18 protein-coding genes and 1 tRNA gene are annotated in these 23,252 nt (G+C 56.1%); 13 read left to right on the top strand and 6 right to left on the bottom strand.

Annotated elements, in window-relative coordinates:
- Positions 1–5: 5 nt before the first annotated feature.
- The 6 genes from EU557_RS08560 (at position 6) to EU557_RS08535 (ending at position 6,184) form a co-directional block, all read left to right on the top strand.
- A complete protein-coding gene (locus tag EU557_RS08560; RefSeq protein ID WP_135529969.1) occupies positions 6–938 on the top strand; it encodes a phosphoribosylaminoimidazolesuccinocarboxamide synthase in 933 nt (310 codons plus the stop codon).
- Between the two features lie 18 nt (positions 939–956).
- Positions 957–1,340, top strand: a complete 384-nt coding sequence (locus EU557_RS08555) for a nuclear transport factor 2 family protein (protein ID WP_210116013.1) — start codon at positions 957–959, stop codon at positions 1,338–1,340.
- A 29-nt stretch (positions 1,341–1,369) separates the two neighbouring features.
- Complete coding sequence (gene purD / locus EU557_RS08550; RefSeq protein WP_210116012.1) at positions 1,370–2,653, top strand: phosphoribosylamine--glycine ligase; 1,284 nt, start codon at positions 1,370–1,372, stop codon at positions 2,651–2,653.
- Positions 2,637–3,314, top strand: a complete 678-nt coding sequence (purN, locus tag EU557_RS08545; RefSeq protein ID WP_245326208.1) for a phosphoribosylglycinamide formyltransferase — start codon at positions 2,637–2,639, stop codon at positions 3,312–3,314. The genes purD and purN overlap by 17 nt, the downstream gene beginning before the upstream one ends.
- A 105-nt stretch (positions 3,315–3,419) precedes the next feature.
- Positions 3,420–4,928 carry an amidophosphoribosyltransferase gene (gene purF / locus EU557_RS08540; RefSeq protein ID WP_135529967.1) on the top strand — a complete coding sequence of 503 codons (1,509 nt, stop codon included), beginning with the start codon at positions 3,420–3,422 and terminating at the stop codon, positions 4,926–4,928.
- Positions 4,929–5,080: 152 nt separating this feature from the next.
- Positions 5,081–6,184, top strand: a complete 1,104-nt coding sequence (locus EU557_RS08535) for an AIR synthase-related protein (protein ID WP_135529966.1) — start codon at positions 5,081–5,083, stop codon at positions 6,182–6,184.
- Positions 6,185–6,308: 124 nt separating this feature from the next.
- On the opposite strand, the gene EU557_RS08530 is transcribed toward EU557_RS08535, so the two are convergent.
- Positions 6,309–6,524, bottom strand: coding sequence for a heavy-metal-associated domain-containing protein (locus EU557_RS08530; protein ID WP_135529965.1), 216 nt, complete (start codon positions 6,522–6,524; stop codon positions 6,309–6,311).
- A gap of 171 nt (positions 6,525–6,695) precedes the next feature.
- Between EU557_RS08530 and EU557_RS08525 the strand changes: the two genes are divergently transcribed.
- A complete protein-coding gene (locus tag EU557_RS08525) occupies positions 6,696–7,397 on the top strand; it encodes a DUF4240 domain-containing protein (protein ID WP_135529964.1) in 702 nt (233 codons plus the stop codon).
- A gap of 5 nt (positions 7,398–7,402) precedes the next feature.
- On the opposite strand, the gene EU557_RS08520 is transcribed toward EU557_RS08525, so the two are convergent.
- Positions 7,403–8,890, bottom strand: coding sequence for a nicotinate phosphoribosyltransferase (locus EU557_RS08520; RefSeq protein ID WP_135529963.1), 1,488 nt, complete (start codon positions 8,888–8,890; stop codon positions 7,403–7,405).
- 56 nt (positions 8,891–8,946) lie between these two features.
- On the opposite strand from EU557_RS08520, the gene EU557_RS08515 reads away from it, so the two are divergent.
- Positions 8,947–9,639 carry a DUF1345 domain-containing protein gene (locus EU557_RS08515; RefSeq protein WP_135529962.1) on the top strand — a complete coding sequence of 231 codons (693 nt, stop codon included), beginning with the start codon at positions 8,947–8,949 and terminating at the stop codon, positions 9,637–9,639.
- 15 nt (positions 9,640–9,654) lie between these two features.
- On the opposite strand, the gene EU557_RS08510 is transcribed toward EU557_RS08515, so the two are convergent.
- Positions 9,655–10,026, bottom strand: a complete 372-nt coding sequence (locus EU557_RS08510) for an STAS domain-containing protein (protein ID WP_135529961.1) — start codon at positions 10,024–10,026, stop codon at positions 9,655–9,657.
- 300 nt (positions 10,027–10,326) lie between these two features.
- Between EU557_RS08510 and EU557_RS08505 the strand changes: the two genes are divergently transcribed.
- Together EU557_RS08505 and EU557_RS08500 are read left to right on the top strand one after the other, a co-directional pair.
- Positions 10,327–10,977, top strand: a complete 651-nt coding sequence (locus EU557_RS08505) for a response regulator (RefSeq protein WP_135529960.1) — start codon at positions 10,327–10,329, stop codon at positions 10,975–10,977.
- 179 nt (positions 10,978–11,156) lie between these two features.
- Complete coding sequence (locus tag EU557_RS08500; RefSeq protein WP_210116011.1) at positions 11,157–12,176, top strand: EthD domain-containing protein; 1,020 nt, start codon at positions 11,157–11,159, stop codon at positions 12,174–12,176.
- Between the two features lie 13 nt (positions 12,177–12,189).
- Here the strand turns inward: EU557_RS08500 and EU557_RS08495 are convergent, their stop codons facing one another.
- Positions 12,190–14,769 carry a hypothetical protein gene (locus EU557_RS08495; RefSeq protein ID WP_135529958.1) on the bottom strand — a complete coding sequence of 860 codons (2,580 nt, stop codon included), beginning with the start codon at positions 14,767–14,769 and terminating at the stop codon, positions 12,190–12,192.
- A gap of 189 nt (positions 14,770–14,958) precedes the next feature.
- Positions 14,959–15,030, bottom strand: a tRNA-Arg gene (locus tag EU557_RS08490).
- Between the two features lie 142 nt (positions 15,031–15,172).
- On the opposite strand from EU557_RS08490, the gene EU557_RS08485 reads away from it, so the two are divergent.
- On the top strand, positions 15,173–16,339 hold the full coding sequence (locus EU557_RS08485; protein WP_135529957.1) for a DUF2652 domain-containing protein: 1,167 nt from the start codon (positions 15,173–15,175) through the stop codon (positions 16,337–16,339).
- A gap of 166 nt (positions 16,340–16,505) precedes the next feature.
- Here EU557_RS08485 and EU557_RS08480 read toward each other — a convergent pair whose 3' ends face one another.
- Positions 16,506–17,747 (bottom strand): Pycsar system effector family protein, encoded by a 1,242-nt coding sequence (locus EU557_RS08480; RefSeq protein ID WP_135529956.1) that lies wholly within the window; start codon positions 17,745–17,747, stop codon positions 16,506–16,508.
- 268 nt (positions 17,748–18,015) lie between these two features.
- Between EU557_RS08480 and EU557_RS08475 the strand changes: the two genes are divergently transcribed.
- Both EU557_RS08475 and EU557_RS08470 read left to right on the top strand, forming a co-directional pair.
- Complete coding sequence (locus EU557_RS08475; RefSeq protein WP_245326207.1) at positions 18,016–21,933, top strand: metallophosphoesterase; 3,918 nt, start codon at positions 18,016–18,018, stop codon at positions 21,931–21,933.
- Between the two features lie 136 nt (positions 21,934–22,069).
- Positions 22,070–23,191 (top strand): DUF6268 family outer membrane beta-barrel protein, encoded by a 1,122-nt coding sequence (locus tag EU557_RS08470; RefSeq protein WP_135529955.1) that lies wholly within the window; start codon positions 22,070–22,072, stop codon positions 23,189–23,191.
- Positions 23,192–23,252: the final 61 nt, after the last annotated feature.

The following is a 23,252-nucleotide window of genomic DNA, read 5'->3' as shown; positions in this document are numbered from 1 at the left end:
GTCGTATGAACACCCTCAACCACTTCGATACCCCCCAGCTCGAACTCCTGCACCGCGGCAAAGTCCGTGATTCGTACCGTGCGCCTTCCGGCGAGCGTCTCATCGTGGTAACCGACCGCCTGTCAGCCTTCGACTCGGTGCTGGAAACGCCGGTGGCTCACAAAGGGGCGGTGCTGAACGGGCTGGCTGCTTTCTGGTTCGAAAAAACCCAGCACATCATCCCGAACCACGTGATTTCCCTGCTCGACCCGAACGTGACGCTGGCGAAGGAAGCCGAGCCGATTCGGGTGGAAATGGTGGTGCGGAATTACCTTACGGGTTCTATGCTGCGCGGCTACCAGAGTGGCCAACGTACCTTCTCTGGCGTGACGGTGCCGGACGGCCTAACCAAGCACCAACAGTTCCCCGAGCCCATCGTAACGCCAACTACCAAGGAGGAGTCAGACCGTGAAATCACGCCCGAGAACCTAGTGTCAGAAGGCTGGGTGTCAGCGGAGCTGTACGAGAAGATGCGGGTGAAGTCGCTGGAGCTGTTCAACTTCGCTTCGCAGTGGATGGCCGAGCGCGGCATCATCCTGGTAGACACCAAGTATGAGTTTGGCCTGCTGAATGGGGAGCTGATCTTGATTGACGAAATTCACACGCCCGATTCGTCGCGGTTCTGGAGCGCCGAGGATTACGCCCGAAACCCCGAGGCCGTGGAGCAGATAGATAAGGAGTACGTGCGCCAGTGGCTGATTGCTAACAAGCAGGACGGCCAGTACCCTCGCGCCCTCACCCCCGAAGTTTCCGCTGAAGCCACGCGCCGCTACCTCGATATCTACGAGCGTATCACGGGTGCCCCACTGCCCACCGCCAATGAAACCACTACTGGTGGCGACGTGCAGGCCCGCCTCATAAGCAATCTGGTACAGGCTGGCATCATGCAAAATGCCTGATAAGACAAGACAGAGCCAATGGACATTGCGAAACAGAAACAACTAGTGCAGGACTACATCGAAGCGTACAACCACTTCGATGTGGACGGTATGCTGCGACATCTGCACGAGGAAGTGGTGTTTCGCAACATCACCAACGGGGAAGTCGACCTGACGCTGACCGGTAAGGCAAACTTTCGTCAGCAGGCTCAGCAAGCTCTGCAGTATTTCTCCCAGCGTGAGCAGCGCGTCACGGATTGGCAAGCAGCCTACAACCGAATAGAAGTCCTGCTGGACTATACCGCCGTTGCCGCCATCGACTTTCCTAATGGCCTGAAAGCCGGCGACACCCTTCAGCTGCAAGGCAAGTCAGTTTTTCAATTCGCCGACGGTCTAATTGTCTCTATTGACGACATCAGCTAGACGCATCCTACGCCTAACTACCTATTCCTTTGAGCAACAGCAATAAAACCATAGTACTCCTCGGCGGCGGGGCCCGTGAACACGCAATGGCGTGGAAGCTGACCCGTGACGGCGCCACGGTGCACGTGCTGCCCGGCAACGGCGGTATCCCGAATAGCCATCCCGAAATCAGTGCCACAGACTTTCCGGCTATCCAGAGCTTCTGCGAGGCGAATGATGTGAAGCTCATTGTGGTAGGGCCAGAGGCTCCGCTAGCGGCAGGAGTTACCGACTATTTCGCCGGTTCTGATATCCGCGTGTTTGGCCCCAGTCGGGCTGGCGCAACACTGGAGAGCTCCAAGGTGTGGTCGAAGGACTTTATGCGGCGGCACGGGGTAGCAACGGCTATGTCGTGGCAGTACCGCAGTGATAAGCTGGACGAAGCCCGCGCCAAAGCCACTGAGCTGGATGGGCAGGTAGTAGTGAAGTACGATGGCCTAGCGGCCGGCAAAGGCGTGTACGTGTGCTCTTCTATTGAAGAAGCCCAAGCTGCCCTAGACGATTTGCAGCAGCAGCATACCGGCTGGTTTAGCTTCCTGCTGGAAGAAAAGCTGAGCGGCCCTGAGGTGAGCATCATCGGTATCACAGATGGCAACCGCGTGCGGCTGCTGGCTCCGTCGCAGGACCACAAGCAACTGCACGCTGGCGACCAAGGCCCCAACACCGGCGGTATGGGCGCCTACTGCCCCGTACCGTTTTGCGACGACAACGTGCTGGCCGCCATTCGCACCAGCATTGTGGACCCCACGTTGCTAGGCCTGCAAAACGAGCAGTTCGACTTCAAGGGCTTCCTGTACTTCGGCATCATGCTCACGCCCCAGGGCCCGAAGCTGCTGGAATACAACGTGCGCCTCGGCGACCCCGAAGCGGAAGTGTTGCTTCCTTCTATGGAAAGCAGCCTCCTAGAATTGATTGAGGCTACCCTCGACGGCACCTTGGCCCAAACCACCGTGTGGCAGCGGCCCGGCTATTACGTGGGCGTGGTGTTGGCCTCGGGGGGCTACCCCGCCGCCCAATTCCCAACCGGCTTTCCCATTACTGGCCTAGACCAGCTGCACCCGAGCATCCTGGCGTTTCATGGCGCTACCCGTCAGCAAGACGGCGAAATTCTTACCAGCGGCGGCCGGGTAATGGTACTTGTAGGCCACGGCAATGAGCTGGAAGAGGCTGTGAACCATGTATATCGGGAAGCAGAAAGAGTTAAATTTAAGGATGTGTACATCCGTACCGATATCGGCCAGCGGCCGGAACCGACCCTTGCAGGAAACTGGTAACCATAGCATCCGCAAACAGCGCCTAGCCATTTTGCTGTCGGGCCGGGGCTCCAACATGGTAGCCTTGGTACAGGCCGTGCAACAGGGCGTGCTGCAGAACCTAGCCGAGGTAGCCGTGGTGTTCAGTAACAAGCCCGATGCTCCTGGCCTAGAAACGGCAGCGGCTATGGGCTGCCCCACCGCCAGCCTCAGCAGCCAGGGCCGCAAGCGGACGGAATTTGATGCCGAGGTGGTAGAGGTGCTAGGCCAGTATCAGCCAGATTACGTGGTGCTGGCCGGCTACATGCGTATTCTGTCGCCTACGTTCATTCGGGCGTTTGCGGGGCGCATCCTTAACATTCACCCCGCCGACACCCACCAGCACCAGGGCCTGCACGCCTATGAGTGGGCTTTCGAAAATCAGTTGCCGGAAACCAAAATCACGGTGCATTTGGTTGATGAGGGCCTGGACACTGGACCTATCCTTGCGCAGCACCCCGTTGACTTGCAGGGCGCTGACACTCTAGGCGAAGTAGAGCGCCGCGGCTTAGCCGTGGAGCACTTTTTATATGCCGACACCCTGGCCCGCCTCATCCGGGGCGAGCTATCTACCCCCACCCCTGAGCCTCTGCTGCCTTTCGCCGCTGGTTCTTCTCCGCACGGAGAAGCAGCCGGTGGCTAGGCCACTTGTCCACCTCACGCCCACGATGCACCAACGCCCCGTTGGTGTTACACTCACCACCCCGGTAGCGGGTTTCACGCTCACTACCCCTTCTCGATACTTCCCATGTGCGGAATTGTAGGTTTTTACGGCCCCGATGACGTCGCCCACGACATCGTATTTGGTCTGACGGCGCTCCAGCACCGCGGCCAAGACGCAGCCGGTATAGCCACCTTCGACGATAATTTTCACCTCTGCAAAGGCAATGGCCTGATTTCCGATGTGTTCCGCCCGAAGAAGCTCAAGAAGCTAAAGGGCAACATTGGCATTGGTCACGCCCGCTATACCACCCAGGGCTCCAACGATGCGGAGCTGGCGCAACCGTTTACCACCAGCTACCCGTTCGGGCTGGCTATGGTGCACAACGGCAACGTCATCAACTTCCGCCAAGCCGCCAAGCGCCTGCACGAGAAGTACCACGTGCTGCCCAAGACCAGCAACGACCTGGAGCTCATTATGTACACCTTCGCCTCGGAGCTGCGCCTGAAGAACCTTGATGCCCTGTCGGTTATCGACATCTTCGACGCTGTAGAGACGACGCAGGAACTAGTAAAAGGCGCGTACGCCACTATCACCGTAATTGCTGGGCATGGCCTACTAGCCTTCAACGACCCGCTAGGCATCCGGCCGCTGGTACTGGGCCGCCGCGAGACGGAAAACGGGCCCATCTACGCCTTCGCCTCCGAAAGCACCTGCTTCGATTACCTCGGCTTTGAGTTCATCAAGAACGTAGGCCCCGGTCAGGCTATCTTCATCGATAAGGACTTCAAGGTTCATTATAAGAACCCCTACGCGCAGCCCAAGGCCTTCTGCGTGTTCGAGCATATCTACTTCGCCCGCGAAGACTCCACCATCCATGGCCGCCTGGTGGCTCGGGAGCGGGTGCGCTTGGGCAAGATGCTGGCGAAGAAAGTTATCGAGTCGGGTATTCAGCCCGATATGGTAATTGACGTGCCTTCGTCGGGGTACTTCTCAGCTTCCGGCCTGGCCGAAGCCATTGGGGTGCCCTACCGGCGGGCCATGGTGAAGAACAACCACATGGGCCGTTCCTTCATTGTGAGCAGTCAGGCCGGCCGCGAGGACATCGTCAAGAAAAAGCTTAACCCCATCCGCGAGTTTGTGGAGGGCAAGAAGATTGCCGTGGTGGATGACAGTATTGTGCGCGGCACCACCTCGCGGCGCATTGTGCGCATCCTGCGTGAGGCCGGGGCCGCTGAGGTATACTTCATCAGCAGCGCGCCGCCTATCATTTCGCCCTGCATCTATGGCATTGATATGGCCATGAGCACCGAGCTGATTGCGGCCAACTACACCGAGGAGGAAATCTGCCGCTACATTGAGGCCGACAAGGTGATCTACCAGTCGATAGAAGACCTACAGGAGCTGTTCTCCGAAGACAAAGGCCATGGCGGCAGCTGCTTTGCCTGCTTCACCGGCAAGTACCCCACCGGCGACGTAACTAAGTACCTACGCCACATTCAGGAGGAGCGCCAGAGCCACCGCCACGACAAGAAAGGCGATGCCAATGCAATGCCATCTGTGAGTGCCAAGGCTCCTGAGCCAACTGAGCATTAGATAACCACTAACTGTAATAACAACAGAACGTCATGTCGAGCTTGTCGAGACATCTCGCGTGCTGATGTTGTCACAGTAATCCAACGTCAGCACGCGAGATGTCTCGACAAGCTCGACATGACGTTCCAATACACATAGAAACTCAACGACGCATGTCATCCGACCTCAAAGCAACTGCCGGCTATTCTATTGAAGAAGGCAATGCCGCTTCTAAGAACGCCTACCACTGGGCTCAGAAAACCTTCTCAACCCGCGCAGGCAAGCCTGGTGAGCCGGCGCAGGACTTGGCTGGTGGTTTCTCCAACGAAATACGCTTTGGGGCGGAGCGGCTTGGTATAGGCTCTGATGGTATCGGGACTAAAATTGAGGTGGCCGAGCGCCTGGACCGTTACGACACGCTGGGCTACGATTTGATTGCCATGGTGGCTGATGATCTGGCAGTGGCCGGTTTCGTGCCCACCAACTTGTCGAACATCATCGACGTGAACACCCTCAACTACGAGGTGGTGGATGAGCTGATGCGCGGTCTGCACGATGCGGCGCAGTTCAGCCAGATTGCCGTAACGGGTGGGGAAATTGCCGAACTGGGCAACCGTATAGGCGGCTACCCCGGCGCCAAAATGAACTTCAACTGGTGCTCTACGGCCGTGGGCGTGTTACACCCCAGCCTGGAGCGGCCATTAAGCGGCGCCAACGTGCGCGCCGGACAGGCCGTGGTAGCACTTCGCTCGCCTTCTTTCCGCTCCAACGGCTACTCCCTGGCCCGTCGTGCCCTCACCAAGACCTTTGGGGAGAAGTGGCACGAAGCCCCCTACACTGGCCCCGACGCTCCTGAAATGGGCCAGACCTGGGGCGAGGTGATGCTGGCACCTTCCCTCATCTTCTCGCCCGGCGTGGCGGCGGTGCTCGATGCTGGTTTGCCTCTACACGCGGCCGCGCACATCACCGGCGGTGGTATTGCCGATAACTTCAAGCGTGTGCTCAAGAATGGCGTAGGTGCCGAACTGACCAACCTGTTCGAGCCCCTGCCCGCAATGCAGCAGCTAGCCGAGCTAGCCGGTATCACGCCCACGGAAGCTTACCTCTACTGGAACATGGGCAACGGCATGCTACTGGTAACCGACGAAGCCCAGGCCGAAGCTGTAGCCGAAACCCTACGCAACCACGGCTATCAGGCCCAGGTAGCCGGCCGCATCACCGCGGAAACCGACGTAGTACTGCGTGTAGGCGCCGGCGAACTGCGCTACGAGGCATAAGCCTGATTCGGGAGTAAAAAAGAACGTCATGCTGAGCTTGTCGAAGCATCTCTACCGGACAATGCGGCACGGTAGAGATGCTTCGATAAGCTCAGCATGACGTTCTTGTTGTTGGGCCAGCCCTCTAAGCTGCTAAGGGCTCAATATCAAACCCTGCTTGGGACACAGATTTCATAATTAGCTCAGGAATGGGGTTCTCGCCTTCTACAGTGAGAATCTTCTCGGGGCTGTTGGTGTCAACGTTCCACTTTTCTACGCTGGCTTCGGCGTCGAGGAAGGGAGTTACGGCACGCACGCAGTTGCCGCAATTGATGCTGGTTTTGAATTTCAGAGTTGACATGATAAGTAACGGTTGGCGCCGCAGTGGCCTATGAAAGCGGTCAGCGGCTGGTGAGTTGCTATAACAACGAATACGGCACAAAAGTAACTGCGGGGAAAGGCCTAGGAGGTATAGACAGTGGCCGAATAAGTATAGAGTTTTGCCGTATTTAGGGGCACATTTCTGTATGCTATGAAGCGTTATTTTATTAACCAAAAGGGTGAAGCCAACAAATTCTGGAATATCGAGATTGACGGTTCAGCCTATACTGTGACCTTCGGTAAGGTTGGGACGAAAGGCAGGGAAAGCTATAAATCATTCAGTGATGCTGCTGTCTGTGCTACGGAAGCGGCAAAGCTGATGCAAGAGAAGCAGAATAAAGGTTATCATGAGACACCAGAAAATGCGCCTGCTCCTGAAAAAAAGTCAATTGCATACCGACCAATGGACGAGATGCTGTTCTGGGAGGTTTTGGATTTATTGAATTGGAAAAAAGCCGGCAATGATGACGCCGTGTTGCTGCCGGCCGAAAAACGCTTAGCTACACTTCCACTGGAAGATATATTTGCTTTCGAGGACCTCTTGGCTGAGAAACTGTACCAACTAGATGGCGAGGTATATGCTGCTGCATGTTATCCAGGAGAAGGTACCCGGACAATTTCGGGTGATGCTTTCCTTTATGATAGATGCAGTGTGCTTTGTAATGGTCCTGCTTTCTATGAAGAAGTTCTGCAAGACCCTACTAAATGGCCGGTTGGATTAGAATTTGAAAGCCTCCTATACCTAGCAAGCAAAGCGTACACCCGAAAAACCAAGCAAGAAGATTTTCCACATATTACCCGCGTTTCCTATGAAACAGGAAGTAATTCTACTGGCTGGCCTTCCACAGAGTAACTTCCCTACGCCGGCCGCAGCGGGCGTTTCTCCAGAATCAGGTTGGTGCGGAAGGTATTCAGGGTTTCCTCTAGGCCTACGGGGTACACGTGTGGGTTGAGGAAGCGGCGGATACTAGGGTCGAGGCTCTGAACTTCGCGTTGGGCGCGGGTGCGACTCTCTTCCAAAGTAGGCAGCTCCTGCACGCGTTGGCCGCGCCGGAATACCGGCTGTAGCAACTCCCGGAAGGCAGCCCCGGCACGCACGGGGCGGCGGCGGGTGTAGTCGCTGGGGTCAATGAGGGTGAGCTGGTCGGGGAGGGGCTCCGCGATGTTGTAGAGCATGTCGGCGCGGGGCTGGCCTTTCTCGTTTTCGTAGCGGCGCACCTGCAGGATGCCGGGGATGCTGGTTTTGGCCAACTGCTCGGAGAGCTTGATGGTGAAGTCCCAGCCCGAGTCGTTGGGTTTGCGCAGGGCCGCCATTTTGTACACACCTCCTAGAGCAGGCTGGTCGTAGGCGGTTACGAGCTGAGTGCCGATACCCCAGGTGTCGATTTTGGCGCCTTGCAGCTTAAGGCTGGTGATAAGATTCTCCTCTAGGTCGTTGCTGGCCACAATACGCACATTCTCGAAGCCCGCTTCGTTGAGCAGGGCACGGGCTTCGCGGCTGAGGTAGGCCAGGTCGCCGGAGTCGAGGCGGATGCCGCCCAGCTCGTGACCATTCGCGCGCATCTGGCGCGCTACTTTAATGGCGTGACGCACGCCTTCCAGCGTATCGTAGGTATCTACCAAGAACACGGAGTCGTCGGGGAAGGCTTTGGCGTAGGCGGTAAAGGCTTCCACCTCATCATCGAAGGCCATAACCCAACTGTGGGCGTGGGTGCCTTTCACCGGGATGTTGAAGCGCTGCCCGGCCAGTACGTTGGAGGTAGCATCAACCCCGCCTAGGTAGGCGGCGCGGCTGGCGCTCAGTCCACCATCAAAGCCCTGGGCGCGGCGCAACCCAAACTCCAGCACCGTATCGGCACCGGCCGCTTCGCGAATGCGCGCGGCTTTAGTAGCCACCAGCGTTTGAAAGTTTACCAGCGTGAGCAGGGCGGTTTCTACCAGCTGCGCCTGCAGCAATGGGCCCTGCACCCGAATCAGGGGCTCATTGGCGAAGACCACAGTGCCTTCGGCAATGGCATCCACATCGCAGGTAAATTTTAAGTCGCGCAGGTAGTTCAGAAACTCCTGCGGAAACATGGCCGCACCTTTGGAGCTTTTCAAGCCGCCGAGGTAGGCCAGGTCGTCTTCGGAAAAGCGCAGATTTTCGAGCCAGTCGGCGGCGTAGGCCAGTCCGGCGCATACGGCGTAGCCCCCCTCGAAGGGCGGGCGGCGGAAGTAGAGATGAAATACAGCCTCACGATCTTGCATGCCTTGTTGCCAGTAGCCGTAGGCCATGGTAACCTGGTAGAGGTCGGTGAGGAGGCTGAGAGAGGGGGCGTAGAGTCCGGAGAGCGGAGCAGAATTCATGTGCGCAACAGTTGTGACGCCGTAGCTTACGCAGAATATTTCATTCTGTCGATGTTATGGCCTCATCTGTTTCTACCCGCGGCACGTCGGGCTTTCACCAACTCACGCGGCTAGCTACCTGGAAACGCCTGTCGCTGGGAGGATTACCGGCGCTACTGCTCTGCTGGCTCATGCCGGGTGCTTGGCCCCTGATGTTGCGCTTGCTGGGGGCCTGGGATGGATTTGCCGTCAGCACTTTGTTCATCACCTGGGCCATGATCCTGACGGCCGACGTAGGCCACATCCGCCAGATTGCCACGCGTGAAGACCCTGGTCGGGTGTTATCGTTTGGCGTAGTGCTCACGGCAGCTACGGCCAGCTTGGTAGCGGTAGTGCTACTACTCTCATCTATGCGCCAGGGAACAGATCCGCTGCTGATGGTGCACGTGGTAGTGAGCAGCTTAAGCGTAGTTACGGCTTGGCTGCTGGTGCACACGCTGTTTACCTTACGCTATGCTCACCTGTTTTATGATGCTGCCGATGCCAGCGGACAGGAAGGTGGCCTAGAATTCCCGGGTGACGAAAAGGAACCTGATTATCTCGACTTCGCTTATTTTTCCTTCGTTATCGGGATGACTGCCCAAACTGCCGACGTCAGCATTTCCGACCGCGGAATTCGGCGACTGGCGCTCCTGCACGGAGTACTATCCTTTGGGTTTAATACCGCCGTGGTAGCCCTAACCATTAGTGGCCTAGCAGGCCTGCTATAACGTAGGCTTACTGGCCTAGGCGGCCCGGCGCTGCCGATGCTGAAGCGGATGGGCTGTTTGGCAATAACGCTCCGCATCAAGCAACGAAGGCACTACTGGCGGGCAAAGCGTAGTAGGAAGTTTGGCCATTTGCTGATGAGCAGCGTCGCCTACGTGGCACAACACCATGGATACGTTGCGCATGCGGAGCCGACGGTAGGTGCGGACCAACACCCGCAACACGCTAAACGGCATCTTCGGCATATGGCTGCAGTCAATCCAGATGCTGTTTTTGCCACTGCGGCTGGCCAGTCGGAGCGCATGAGACAAGGGCGACAAGTCATCTGGCTCCGAATCGGTCAGAATCAGCAGATAACTCTGGGGCAGGATTTCGCGGTAGACTTCCATGGCTTGAGCACTAATGCGGCAGATACTCAAATATAGGCAAATGTAGTAGCCTGGTAATCAGGGTAAATACGGTATTACTTGCCGTATATTACGCACAGCTTATTAACGATACATGCACGGCGAAGTTGCGTACAGCCAGAACGCCGGCTGAACTACCAATGGCCGGAAGGGTTGTGAAGCTACACGCACAGAATCTGGCCCGGATGGCTACCACTACGTGACGTCCTGCGTATACACTTTATTTGCAGCTGTTCTGGCAAAACACTCATCTTCCTAACGCCTCTTGCGCGTACCCCTCCTATGATCCGTGTAATTCTGGCCGACGACCACACCATTCTCCGAGACGGCATCCGGGCCTTACTCGCGGGCGAGCCTGATATGGAGGTAGTGGGCGAAGCAAGCCACGGGCAGGGAGTACTAGATCTGCTGGCCGATACCTCCGCTGATGTGGTACTCATGGACCTGAACATGCCCGTTTTGGATGGGTTTGCCACCATGCCACTATTGCAAGAGCACTACCCCGGAGTGCGCGTGGTGGTTTTGTCTATGCTGGATAGTGAGAACTACGTGCACCGTATTCTGCAGGCGGGTGCCCTAGGCTATGTGCTAAAGAGTGCCGAAAGCAGCGAGATTATCTTCGCCATCCGGACGGTGGCGGTAGGCCACAGCTTCCTGTGCACAGAAGTAGGAATGGCAGTTCTTAACCGGCTAGTGAAGATTCCGAACGCAGATGCCGTGTTGGCCTCCCGTAAGTCCGGGGATCTTTCCAGCCGCGAAATGGAAGTGCTGCGTCTCATTGCTGAAGGCCTAACCAACGCGGAAATTGCCGATAAGCTGTTTACCAGTAAACGCACGGTAGAAACCCACCGGCAAAATATCATCGAGAAAACCCAGGCCAAAAACACGGCTGCCCTTATTCGGTATGCCATGAGCCAGGGCCTGATCGAATAAAGAAGTATACGTAGAAAAACAGAGGGGACCGGTACAAAGCGTAGCTGGTTGCATAGTGCCGTTTGGGTATATGAACTAAGCGTTCTAGCTTTTATGGTACGGGGAAGAGTTACTATTTTTTCGCCTGTCCGGCTCTGCGCTACGTAGCTGTACTTATTTCTGCTCTAGCTCTTATGCACTTGACTACTTCAAACTCAGCCGGTACTGACCCAAGGGCCGACAATCGTCACCGTCCTCCAGGGCGCGACACCTTTCACACCACTACTGCTCCGCTCATCGTCACGCCCACTTTTCTAACGCGAGCCGATAATACCCCTCGGACTGAGCGCCAGATTGATGAGGGCTCAAACAAGGGCCACCAGGGGCAGGAACTGGAAAGTCCTGAGGCCGAGCCGAACGAAGTAGCCCTGGAGACTAACCCCAATCTAAGCCTTGAGCACTGGAATGAGTATTGGCGCAAGGTGCACGGGCCCAAGTTTGCCTATGAAGAGCCGGGTACCGACAACGAACCCGTGCTGCGCTATGATCAGGTACACCGCGTGGCAGGCGGACCCTCCTCATTTTTTCACCCACCCTACCGGGCCATGACCCAGCCTGACGGCAAGCTGGTAGCCGACCCTTGGGCCCAAGTACCCGCCTACCAGCGCCCGCGCTTCGACGGCTTCGCTTACATTGCCTACGCGGCGGAAGCCGACATCCAGCGCGTGCTGAAGCAGGAGCAATATACTAAGCGCATCATTGCCGACGAGCAAACGGCATTTCGCCTGGTTACCCGTGAGATTACCCGAGAGTATATTTTGCTGCCGAGCGCTCAGCACCGCGACCCTATCAGCCTGGTTAAGATTCATTATAGGCGGCCTGAACTGAGCCGAGAGGCGTTTCAGCAGCGCCTGCTGCGGCAGCACGCCCCGCTGGTGCTGGCCCAGCCTGCCACGCACACCTATGTGCGTCGCTACGCTCAGCTCCACAATATTGGCTCCTCGCAGCAACCCGACCCCGAGGGCGAGTTGATAGATGCCATCTCGGTGTTGGCTTTTGCTAGTATGAACGACGTGGAAGACTATTTGGTGAGTGAAGACTACCGTACTATAGCGGCCGACGAAGCTGAATTTACTGACATCGGCCGCTCAGAGTACTGGACGGGAATCAACTACAGCGTCATTAACCGCCTGCTCCCCGAGTTGGCTACGGTGTACTAAAGTTCGGCTGAAATCAATAGTACAGCTGCAGCACATCTACATCACTCAAGCGTAAGGAAGCAGTTACCTTATTTCCGGTTTGCTGAAAACGAAGCGGGCCTAGCTCGGCGGTTTGCACCCGGCGCACGGGGCGGTCGGCAGTTACGGTTACTTCTACTTCCTGCGGAGTGCCGCGCCAGTTAAGTAGGGTCACGGCTACACCCTGAGCGCTGTAGAGAGCGGGCGCTTCTACCAGGGACTTACTGACACTAACAGGCAGAGCTACACCGGCATCGCGCACGGGCTGCACAATAAGCTGGCGCCAACCATCAGCAAAACCACTGGGTAGGCCACCCGTGTTGCCGGTAGCCGAGTGTCGGTACGACAAGCCAGGGTAGCAGGCAAAATGTATAATGCGCCCCTTTCCTACAAGCGTTTCAGTAAGTGCGGCTGAGCCGTCAGTAAAGCTGGAAGTAGTATGAGCGGTGGCAGCACCGCTGGGCTTCATCGTAACTTTCTCTCGCTCGCCAAATACTATAGCCTGCACACCTGCCAGGGTAATAGCGCCATTAGGCTTGGCGTCGGCGTACTGGTAGGCAGGCATCCGCACGGGTGCCGCAGGAGCTATACCGGTAGCCTGGTGTAGTAATGTCAGGGGCTGGTGGTATCGGTCGAAGGCGGCAGTGCCGGCTACTGTTACCAATGTGCCACCCTTATGTACCCAGTTCAGTACGGCTTCTGCCGCTTCAGTAGGCAGATCAGGGGCCGTTATATACAGCACTTTGGTTGCTTGGAAGTCGGGCTCCGTAAGTTTCTGCTCATCCACGAAGCGCACTGGTACTGCGCTGTGTTGCAAGGCCAGAAACAGACCGTGCATCTCTACCATGTAGCCCATGCGGCCCGCGTCCATGTAAGGGTTGGTGACATCAATAATGCGGGGTGGGGTCGGGAATTCTTCCAGATCCCATAGGGGGGAACTTTGGGGTGTAAGAATGGCTACCGGAGAGGTTTTCGCTTTGCCAGGATAAAGCAGGTCCTCAGCTTTGGCTACCAAGCGCATACCATTAGCGAGGGGCTTAAATACCGGCAGGTTCTCTGAGTAGCAATTGCCAGGGAAGCTGTATTCGGGGCCGTAGGTGAAGAATTGGATGGTTTTGGCCCCGTTGCCCACCAAAGCCAGTAGCTTTTGCGCCATGCCACCGGGGCGCTGCCCTGACACGCGAGGAATCACTAGAGCGCCCATTCCTACCTGGCCTAGCTCGGCGGCCGCCCGCAGGCGTGAAGCGTAAAATGACCATTGCGGGGCCATATCATCGCCAAACCAGTCTTCCGTAGAAATAGCGGTGGCGCCTCGTTCGCGCCCAAACTCCAGCCAGTCGTGCTGGCCCATGGCAGCATTCTGGTCGCTGCTCTTATCGTTATTACCCACAGGCCCCGGCTGGTAGGCCAGGCCCATGAAGTTATTGAAGTTGACCAGTACCGGCACCTGCGGACGAATCACTTCTTCGTACGCTTTTGTCACCTCCCCAAAAAAGTAGGCAGAAGCCCAAGGCACAAACCTATTCGACCAATAAAATAGCCGGCGGGAGGGAAGGTCTTGGTACTGTCGGCGGCCAATAAGCTTCACCTCGGCCCAGGAAGACTTGCCTAAGTCGGCAGGTTTCAGGCCGCGGTCATGGAGGTAGCTATGAAAAGCTGCTAAGGCATTGGGATCTTGGTTGAACTCATTGTAGCGGCTGGGGTAATACCACCCAGGCTCATCGCTGGTAACCCAAAAGCCAATGTCTTCCTTTTTCCAGCCAGCCGCCAATGCAGGCGTAATCTGGTCTTGCACAAATTTCTTAAACTCTTCATGCCGTTGAGGCCCGAAGTTGAAGGCATAACCAGGTGGGTTATACACCGCACCCCAAAGCTTCTTAATTCCCGCCTCTTTCACGGTAGCCGTAAGATTGGCTGGCACTGGGTGGAGGGCATTGAATCCTAGGCCACACAAACGCTGAATGCCTTCTTTCCAGCTAAGCACGTCATTGTCGGAGCCAATGTACCGCTCACCAAACAGGATTCTTGTGGGCCGCTCCTTCACTGGCAGAAAAGCTGCCTTTAGAGCCTTGTCATACACCCGTCGGCCATGCCCGGTAAAAGTATCAATGTGAATTTTCTTGTCGTCACCTTGCCACAAGATGAGGCCTACATTGGCACCAAATAGCTCTGCCGCTGTAGTTGAGGTCTCGCCACCTTCTATAGCACTTTGTATCTGTAGCTTCAGGACTGGGAAGGAAGCAGCTGAGGCGCTGGGCCCCACCGTTAGCCCCGTGACAACTTGCCAGAAAGGGTTGTTTGCGTTATTGTAGCTGGCTATGGCTTGTTCAATGCCTGCGCGAGTAGAGGGCACCCACGCACTCCAGGCCGGGCCTGAAAAAGTGACACTCTGTGGGTTGCCTCCTAGAGCTAAGCTAAACTGTTGGCCACTAGCTGGAGCTTTCCCATTGATGCTCGTGACAGAAACGCGCACTTTGTAATTAGGAACCTCTTTAGCTGCTGGGACGGCCAGCACTGGCAAAACCGACAGAAGCAGAAATGAGAAAAGGGTGAGAGGCCACCAGATATTTTTCATAAGCATCTTGAAAGCACATGCAGCAAAAAGGCCCATCCATCGGGGCTGGTCTTGTTCAGCGTTAGTGCCATAACGTGTTAGCCTTAGGCCTAGTCTTAAACAAGGTGCAAGTCTTCCCAGCGGGCTGACTTTCTACGTATTCTATTGGCATAATAAAGCCCGCCCCCTGGTAAAGAGAGCGGGCTTTAGTAGCCGCGACGGGAATCGAACCCATATCAAGCGTTTAGGAAACGCCTATTCTATCCGTTGAACTACGCAGCCTTGGGATAGTATCTTAACAAAGCTACGGCGAAAGGGGCGCTTGCCCAAACTTGTAGGCCACGTGCTGTCGTATAGGACACTAGGTGTACCTTGCCGGGAGTACTACCAGCCTTTCCCCTCTCTACTTCTCTCTTCTTGCCGCATGGGCTTGTTGGACGATATGCGCGCCGCGCGCCGGGCTGCTGGTGCGGGCCGTGCTCTTACCGCTGAAGCGGATGATGATGGCATGGTGCCAGCCTTGCTCTTCATCCCCGATATCAGTGGCTTCACCCGCTTCATTGAAGAGTCCGGTAGCCCGCAGGCACCGTTTCTGGTGGCCGATCTGCTGGAAATCCTCATTGAGGGCAACATGCTTGACTTGCAGGTCAACGAGATTCAGGGCGATGCGGTGTTGTTCTACCGGTTGGGGCCGCCCCCGCCCATTCGGGAGCTGGTGCAGCAGTGCCGCCGCATTTACCTTGATTTTCAAAATTATCTGCGGGTGGTGGAGCGCGACACTGGCTCGGAGCTGAGCGCGGCGCTGGCCGAGCATGTGCTGACGCTCAAAATCATTGTGCACTACGGCCGCGTAAGCGTAGCGCAAATTCGGGAGTACACTAAGCTGATGGGGCGCGATGTGATTGTGGTGCATCGCTTGCTCAAGAATAACATCATGGGCTCGGAATATATCCTCTTATCGGAGGGATACATTGAAACCCAGACCCCTGCTGATTTGGCGCGTAGTTTTTCCTGGACGCGCCTGCTCCACGGCTCTGCTTTTTATGACCACCTGGGGGAAGTACCCTACCGATACGCTCATCTCTCGCCGTTGCGCCTGTTGCTTAATGCCCCAGCCTCGGCTCACGATAAGCCCGCGCGTGGGTGCGTGCTAAAGGTGCGCCGGGCAATTAAGGTGCCCGCCCCGTATTTGCTTCGCATAATCAGCAATTTCCGGCTGCGCCCGCGCTGGATGGAAGGTGCCACTGCCGTACGCTACGATGTGACGAAGGCAGGGCGCCTGGGTACCAGCTATAAGGTAGACATCTTCCAGGGCCAAATTGACTTTCAAGCCATTCAGCGGTTTCAGGGAGATGAGGGCCAAATGGAATATGTAGAGAAGATTTCCCACTTTCGGCTTTTTCCGAACTCTCTACTGTTTTACTTCATCGAAGCCATCACCCTCGATACTTGTCTGCTCACGGTGGAATTCCGGTATGGCCACATTGCCAGCCATAATCGGCTTATCCGCTTTGGGCAGCTACACCGCATGCGCCGTTTTCTGGGTCGTTCTGTTAGTGGCCTAGCAAGCACGAGTGAGAAGCGTGCATAGCGAAGAAGAGGTGTTGAAAGAATAATCTGAAACGCCAAAAGCACAGCATCCGGAGCACTGCGAAGGCTCTACCCACATCAGCACGAACTGTTCTAGGCCAGTCGTTCCTGCGTGAGTAGAGCCTTCGCGGTGTTCCGGATGCTGTGCTTTTGCGCTTTATCTCAACTTACGACTTGTACAGGAGCACAATGCCGAAGGAGAGGGCGGTGAGAATGAGGCCTACCATGAAGATAGTGTAGCTCAGGCGCAGCAGACGGTATTTCCGGGTAAGCACGTCGCCGAGGTAGTAGATGTCCGTGACCATGTTGGTATACAGGGCATCTTTCTGGCGCATAATTTCAGTCATGCCATGCTGGAAGTCATCGAGGCTGAGCTTGCTGAAGTTACCGAAGAACAGCAGGTTTACCCGGCGGTTGGTCGCAATCTGGGGGCTGCGCTTGAGCCACTTGAAACTCGTAACATCTGGCTGGGCGCACAGAATGGCCGTTACCACCGAGCCAAGGGCGGTGACTAGCAGAATACCCATTGGAATGGAAATGACGGGGTTGCGCAACAGGCCTACGTTGCTGAGGGCCGCCGACTTGCTGCCTAGCTTGGCGCCGAAGTAGGTAATAATCAACGACATGAGCACCGCGTTGAGGCTAATCATCATGTTCGCCTTTTTATCGGCCATGTCGGAAAGCTTCATGTGGTTGCTGTACATGGTCCGAAACATCGTTTCGATGCCCCGTTTAGGCTCAGCAAAGGTGGCTTCGGCCTCCTCCTCCTTCTTTTTCTTCTTTTTCTCGGTCTTCTTCAGCTTGTCGCGCTGCTCCTTGATGTTAGCCTTGAACTGCTCTTTGTAGCGCTCCTTGGCGGCATCAGTATAATATTTGGAGCCCAGCAGGAAGTTAAGCTGCGTCTCGGCCCACTCCGTGTTAGAGTAGGTTTTGCCCAGCGTGGTTTCCCACTCAGTGCGAAGCAGCTCGGCGTTGGCGAAGAAATCCTCGCGGCCCAAGTTGCTCATGTCAGCATCCACTAGAAGCTGTTGCAACTCAGTCTCGCGAGCCTCATCGCGGTGCGTGGCCCGGATGATATCTTTGACCACGGCAATACGGTCGGCCGGATAGCCGTGGTCGGTGAGCCATTGCTCCGCTATTTCCATGCTGCGGTATTCGTGGCCATCGTACGTGTCCACGTAACCGGCATCATGAAACCAGGCCGCAAGAATTAGGGCTTCCTGATCGGCTTCGTTAAGGCCAGCGGCTTCAGCCAGTGCTTTGGCCTCCTTGACTACAACAGCGGTGTGCTTGGGAGAATGGTAGACAAGACGTGAAGGCAGCTGTTGTTCAAACAGTTGCGTAATATAGGCCTTTGCCTTCTTCACAATCTCAGCCTTGGCGGGTTTGAGCGTGGGGATGGTTTCCATGTAGCGGAAAATAATAAAAAAGTGCCGGCCAGCAGACCCGTACGGCTTAGAACGTAGCTGCGCTGTACAGGTTTTGCAGTGGGGAAGCCCAACCGCAGCCGGATGATTTGCGTAGGGCAGGCACCCCCTACTTCGTCTTGGAAAAGTAGCGGTAAACAGCAAGTTTATCGTATTTACTGCAACCCTACTTTCTGCCGCCTGTTAACTCTCGTATAGTAACAGCAAGTAACAGGCTTTTGCTCCTTTTTTGTTTACTCTCTCGCCCTTTATGAGAAGACATTTTCTGTCCTGCGGCCTGCTGATGTTATTGGCTGGTGGCACTATACCCGTGACGCTGGCTCAGAAGCCTGACCAGACGGCACACCCAACCCGACCTAATTACCGCAATGGAGGCGAAAACTGGGAGGCGAAAACTCCACCCGATAGCTCCACCATTCGCTATACTGTATTTCTAATTGGCGATGTGGGTAAGCCTATTGCCCAGGAAGAAGGGGGGGAGCCCTCGTTGAACTATATGCGCAAGCAGATGCTGGCCGCCGGCAACCGTAGCACTACGGTGTTCCTGGGCGACAACATCTATGAGTACGGAATGCCCGAAGAAGGGGCCTACGACCGGGAAGTATCAGAGCGACGTATCTCGGACCAGTTGGACATCCTGCGGAATTACGCCGGCGAGAAGTACATGATTCCTGGCAACCACGACTGGAAGCAGGGCTTACGTGGGGGCGTGGAGCAGGTAAACCGAGAGCAGCGGTTCGTGGAGAGTTACATGACCAAAGACTCGGTGGCTTTCTCCTACACCGGCGACTTCTTTATTCCTCGCGATGCCTGCCCAGGGCCCTTTGAGGTGCGGCTGCAGGATGACCTGGTGCTGATTGCGGTAAACTCGCAGTGGTTTTTGCAGACCAACGGAGAGCGGCCCTACGGGGCGAACAGCGGCTGCGGCGTAGCTAATGAGACAGATTTCTTCACCCAGCTCGAAGACATCATTGCCCGCAACAAGGATAAGAACATCATGGTGGTGGCGCACCACCCACTGTTCTCCGATGGCATCCATGGCGGCTACTTCACCTTGGGCGACCATTTCTTTCCGCTGTCTATCGTCTATAAGTATGCTTTCCTGCCTTTGCCCGTCATTGGCAGTATTTACCCATTTGCGCGCAAGTACGGGGGCGTGAGCCAAGACATTGCGCACCCGCTGTACCAGGCCTACAAAAAGGGGATGCTGGAGATTTTCCAGAAGTACCCAAATGTGGTGTATGCGGCGGGCCACGAGCACAATCTGCAGTTTTTCAAGGAAGGCAACCTCAACCACATTGTTAGTGGCTCCGGCTGTAAAACCCAGCACGTAAAGCCCGGTAACGGTGGTGATGCGCTATTCTCAGACAAAGAGAAGGGTTTTGCCCGCGTAAACTACTACCAGGATGGCCAGGTGTGGGTGGAGTATTTCATTCCGGAAGGCAAGGGTGAAACCGCACGGCGCGTGTTCCGCACGCCCATGTATGCGCTGCAAGCTGCCACGGCTGCTCAGGAAACGAATAGAGCGCCAGCTCTTAACCGCCCTAACTTCCGCGACAGCACCGTTACTACGGCTATCCACCCGCAGTACAATGAGGCGGGCAAGTTCCACCGTTTCCTGTTTGGGGACCATTACCGCAAGGAGTGGGCTACGCCCATTAAGTTTCCGGTGCTAGATCTGGCTACCGAGAAAGGTGGCCTAACGCCCTACAAAATTGGCGGTGGTAAGCAGACGGCCTCGCTGAAAGTACGCAATGAGGAGGGCCGCAACTTCACCATCCGTAGCCTCAACAAAGACCCTTCGGCGGTACTGCCGGAGGCCTTACGCACGGGGGCCGCGGCCGATATTCTGCAGGATCAGATTTCGGCCCAGCATCCGTTGGGTTCGTTGCCGCTGCCTCCGCTGGCTACGGCTGCGGGCATTCTGCACACCAACCCCGAGCTGCGCTACATTCCGCAAGACCCCTTGCTGGGTATCTACCTGCCGCGCTTTGCCAACACGCCGGGCGCTATTGAAGAAGATGCCAAGGACGACCAGAGCAACGTGGAAAGCCTGGGCAACGCCAAGAACCTGGTGGGCACCGATAAGGTGTTTGAGCGCATTACCGACGACAACGACAACCGCGTTAACGAGAAGGCCTTTGCCCGCTCCCGCCTGTTCGATATGTGGATTGGCGACTGGGACCGGCACGAAGACCAGTGGCGCTGGGCTGAGAAAAAAGATAAGGACGGTGACCGGAAATTCACGGCCGTACCCGAAGACCGCGACGTTGCCTTCTTCAAGGGCGACGGGTTGTTCCCGTATCTGGCCTCGCGCAAGTGGGCTATCCGGAACTTCCAGAACTTCGGGAAGGACTACGCCGACTGGAAAGGCCTCAACCTAACGGCTCTGAGCAACGACCGGGTATACCTGGCTTCGGTGACTAAGGAAGATTGGGTAAAGCAGGCCGAGGAGCTGAAGGCTTCCCTGACTGACGACGTAATTGAGAAAGCATTCCGGGAGCGGTGGCCTAAGCAGATCTACGACCTGCATGGCCCCGAGATTATTGCTAAGCTGAAAAGCCGGCGTGACCTGCTGCCCGAAGTAGCGGCTGATTACTATGCCATGGTGAGCCGCGTGACGGAGGTGAAAGGCTCTAAGAAGCGCGAGAAGTTTGTGGTGGAGCGCCTGCCCGATGATAAGACGCACGTAACGGTGCAGAAGATCAACAAGGAAGGGCAACTCACCAAAATGCTCTTCGACCGCACCTTCGACAACAAGGTTACCAAGGAAATCCGGTTGTACGGCTTTGCCGGCGAGGACATTTATGACGTGAAAGGCGACGTGAAGCGCGGGGCAAAGGTGCGCATCATTGGCGGCACCGATAAGGACAGCATCACGAACCGCTCGAATGTGTCGGGCATCAGCCACAAGCTGCACATTTACGACGCCGATACGAGCAACACCATTGTAGCCGGAAAGGACGCCCGCCTACGCCTGGAGCCCGGGATTGATGTAAGCCGCTACGACGTGCACACCCGCACCGACCGCAAAGACTATACGCTAAACTACCTGGGGCCCACAGCGTACTTCGGGTACAATATAGACGACCGGGTGTTTGTGGGCGGTGGCCTCATCTACCGTACCTATGGTTTCCGTAAGGAGCCGTACGCTACCGAGCAGAGCATAGCCGCCAACTACTCGCCTTCGCAGAGTGCCTACAATGTGCGCTACCTAGGCCACTACGTGGATATTTTCGGGAAGCTGGATTTGCGCGTAACTGCCCAGCTCTACGGCCCGCAGCTGCTGTATAACTACTTCGGCCTTGGCAACAACACCCGCAACCGCCTAGCCGAAGATAACGATGGAGGCGGCCGCATTCGTAACCGCGACATCAACGACACCTACCGCATCCGGTTCTCGCGGTTGTACGTGGCGCCTATGCTGGAGAAAAGCCTGTTTAGCTTCTTGCAGCTAGGCTTCGGTCCGCAGTACGACCAGTTCCGCGTCGACCGTGACCAAATTGGTAGTGAGATTGCCGCTGGCCTAGACGAGAACGGCAACGGCATCATCGGCACCTCGGCCGTGGGTATCCGGAGTTCCGACTTTGGGCTGAACCGCTACCTGGGTGGTAAGGCGTACTTGAACCTCGATGCCAGCTCTTCGCCTAAGAACCCGCGCATAGGCCTGCGCCTCTACAACTCGGCGGAGTATAACTACCAGCTCAACGGAGAGAAGCTCAGCTACGGCCGCCTAACCACGGAGGCACGGTTCTACCTCTCGCCCAACTTCCCCTTCCAGCTGACCTGGGCGGGCCGCATCGGGGCTAACCGCAACCTCGGCGACTACCGTTTCTACCAGGCTAATACCCTGGGTGGCACCACTAACCTGCGTGGTTACCGCCGCACTCGTTATGCCGGCCGCAGCTCTGTGTACGCCAACGGCGAAGTGCGCATTCAGCTCTTCACCTTCAATGCGTACTTGGTGCCCGGTAAATTTGGTATCCTAGGCCTCGCTGATGCTGCTCGGGTGTATACCCACTACGATACCCAGACTGGCCTAAAGGCCTTCCACACGGCCGTAGGTGGTGGTGTTTGGGTTGACATCCTGAAGCAAGCGGTTGTTAACGCTACCTACTCGGTAGGAGAGGAAAACCTGGTGTTTGTAGGCTTCGACTTCCTGTTCTAGTAAAATGGCGTGCCTTCGCTAGGAATAATGGCCTAGCAAGGCCGCCACCCTGCTTTTGCCTCATCCTTTTTCGCGAAAAGACGTTAAGGCTAGCCTAACGTCTTTTCGTCGTTTAGCTCCCTCCATTTTTCTTGTTATGACCGTATTCTCGACGCTGTTTAAGCGGGTATCTCGTCCGCTGACCATGGTTACTGTTCTGCTTGGAGGGGCGGTGGCTGCACAGGCACAGATTACGCCTACAACTCCACCAGTATATCCTCCACCCGCACCGCCAGCCGGTGATACAACTGCTGCCGTTAATGCCCAGGAGTTTGCTACTCCCTCGGTGCTGGGAATGGGACCTAGCAAAGGCCTCATCTTTCACTATGAGCGCATGCCCCGCTTCAACATCAACTCCGATGGGAAAGCAGTAGGCCTGAATGATTACCGCTCGCAGGCGGAGAAAAATGCCCGGTTGGTGATAAAAGGGTACATCCCATTCTGGAACCGCCCCCACCTTAAAGTAATATTGGGGGTCAACTATGAGCGGGAAGAGTTTAAGTTTCGTGAGTACCCCACGGGCTATGAGCTCTACGACAACATTGAGAACAAAGGCCTCAAAACGTTAGGAAGCCAAATAGCGGTTATCCGGCCCGTAAACGAGGTGAACTGGTACATTTTCCGCATTAAGGGTGAGCTAAGCGGCGACTACACTTCCTCGGAGCTAAGCGTGCGTGACTACTTACGAGTGTCTTCGGAATTTCTGTACGGCTGGAAGCGTAGCCCAACCTTTTCTTGGGGGGTAGGCCTGCAGCTAGGCTACACCTTTGGGCGACAGAGTATTTACCCGGCCGTGCTGTATAACCGCACCTTCAACAACCGGTGGGGGGTAGAGGCGCTGTTCCCGGCTCGCATTACTATGCGCTATAATGCGTCGCCGCGCTCCCTGTTCTTTGCGGGTTACTCCGTTGATGGTTTCAACTATATCATTAAGCTGCGGCAACCGCTGCGCCGCGAAAACGCCATTGATCTGCGTACGCTGGAGCTACGGGAAACGGAGGTTAAATTCCGGGGTCGCTGGGAGCGGGAGATTTATGACTTCCTGTGGTTTGGGCTGGAAGGTGGCTACCGTTACAACTACGCTTTCGATGCCTTCGACCGTACCAACGATAACCGGTTCAAAATCGTAGACAGTAAGCTAGCTGGCGCGCCCTACGCCTCGCTCGAGCTATTCATTGTGCCCCCGCGCAAATTCCTGAAAAAGACGGTAGATAAGTAATACAAGCCTTTATGGCTCATGCCAGGCTGCCACAGCCCAAGTACACAAAGGCCCCGGTGCA

The organism is Hymenobacter wooponensis, assembly GCF_004745865.1.
GTDB lineage: Bacteria > Bacteroidota > Bacteroidia > Cytophagales > Hymenobacteraceae > Hymenobacter > Hymenobacter wooponensis.
The sequence above is the reverse complement of the archived record's forward strand: the minus strand, read 5'-3'. Positions and strand labels throughout refer to the sequence as shown.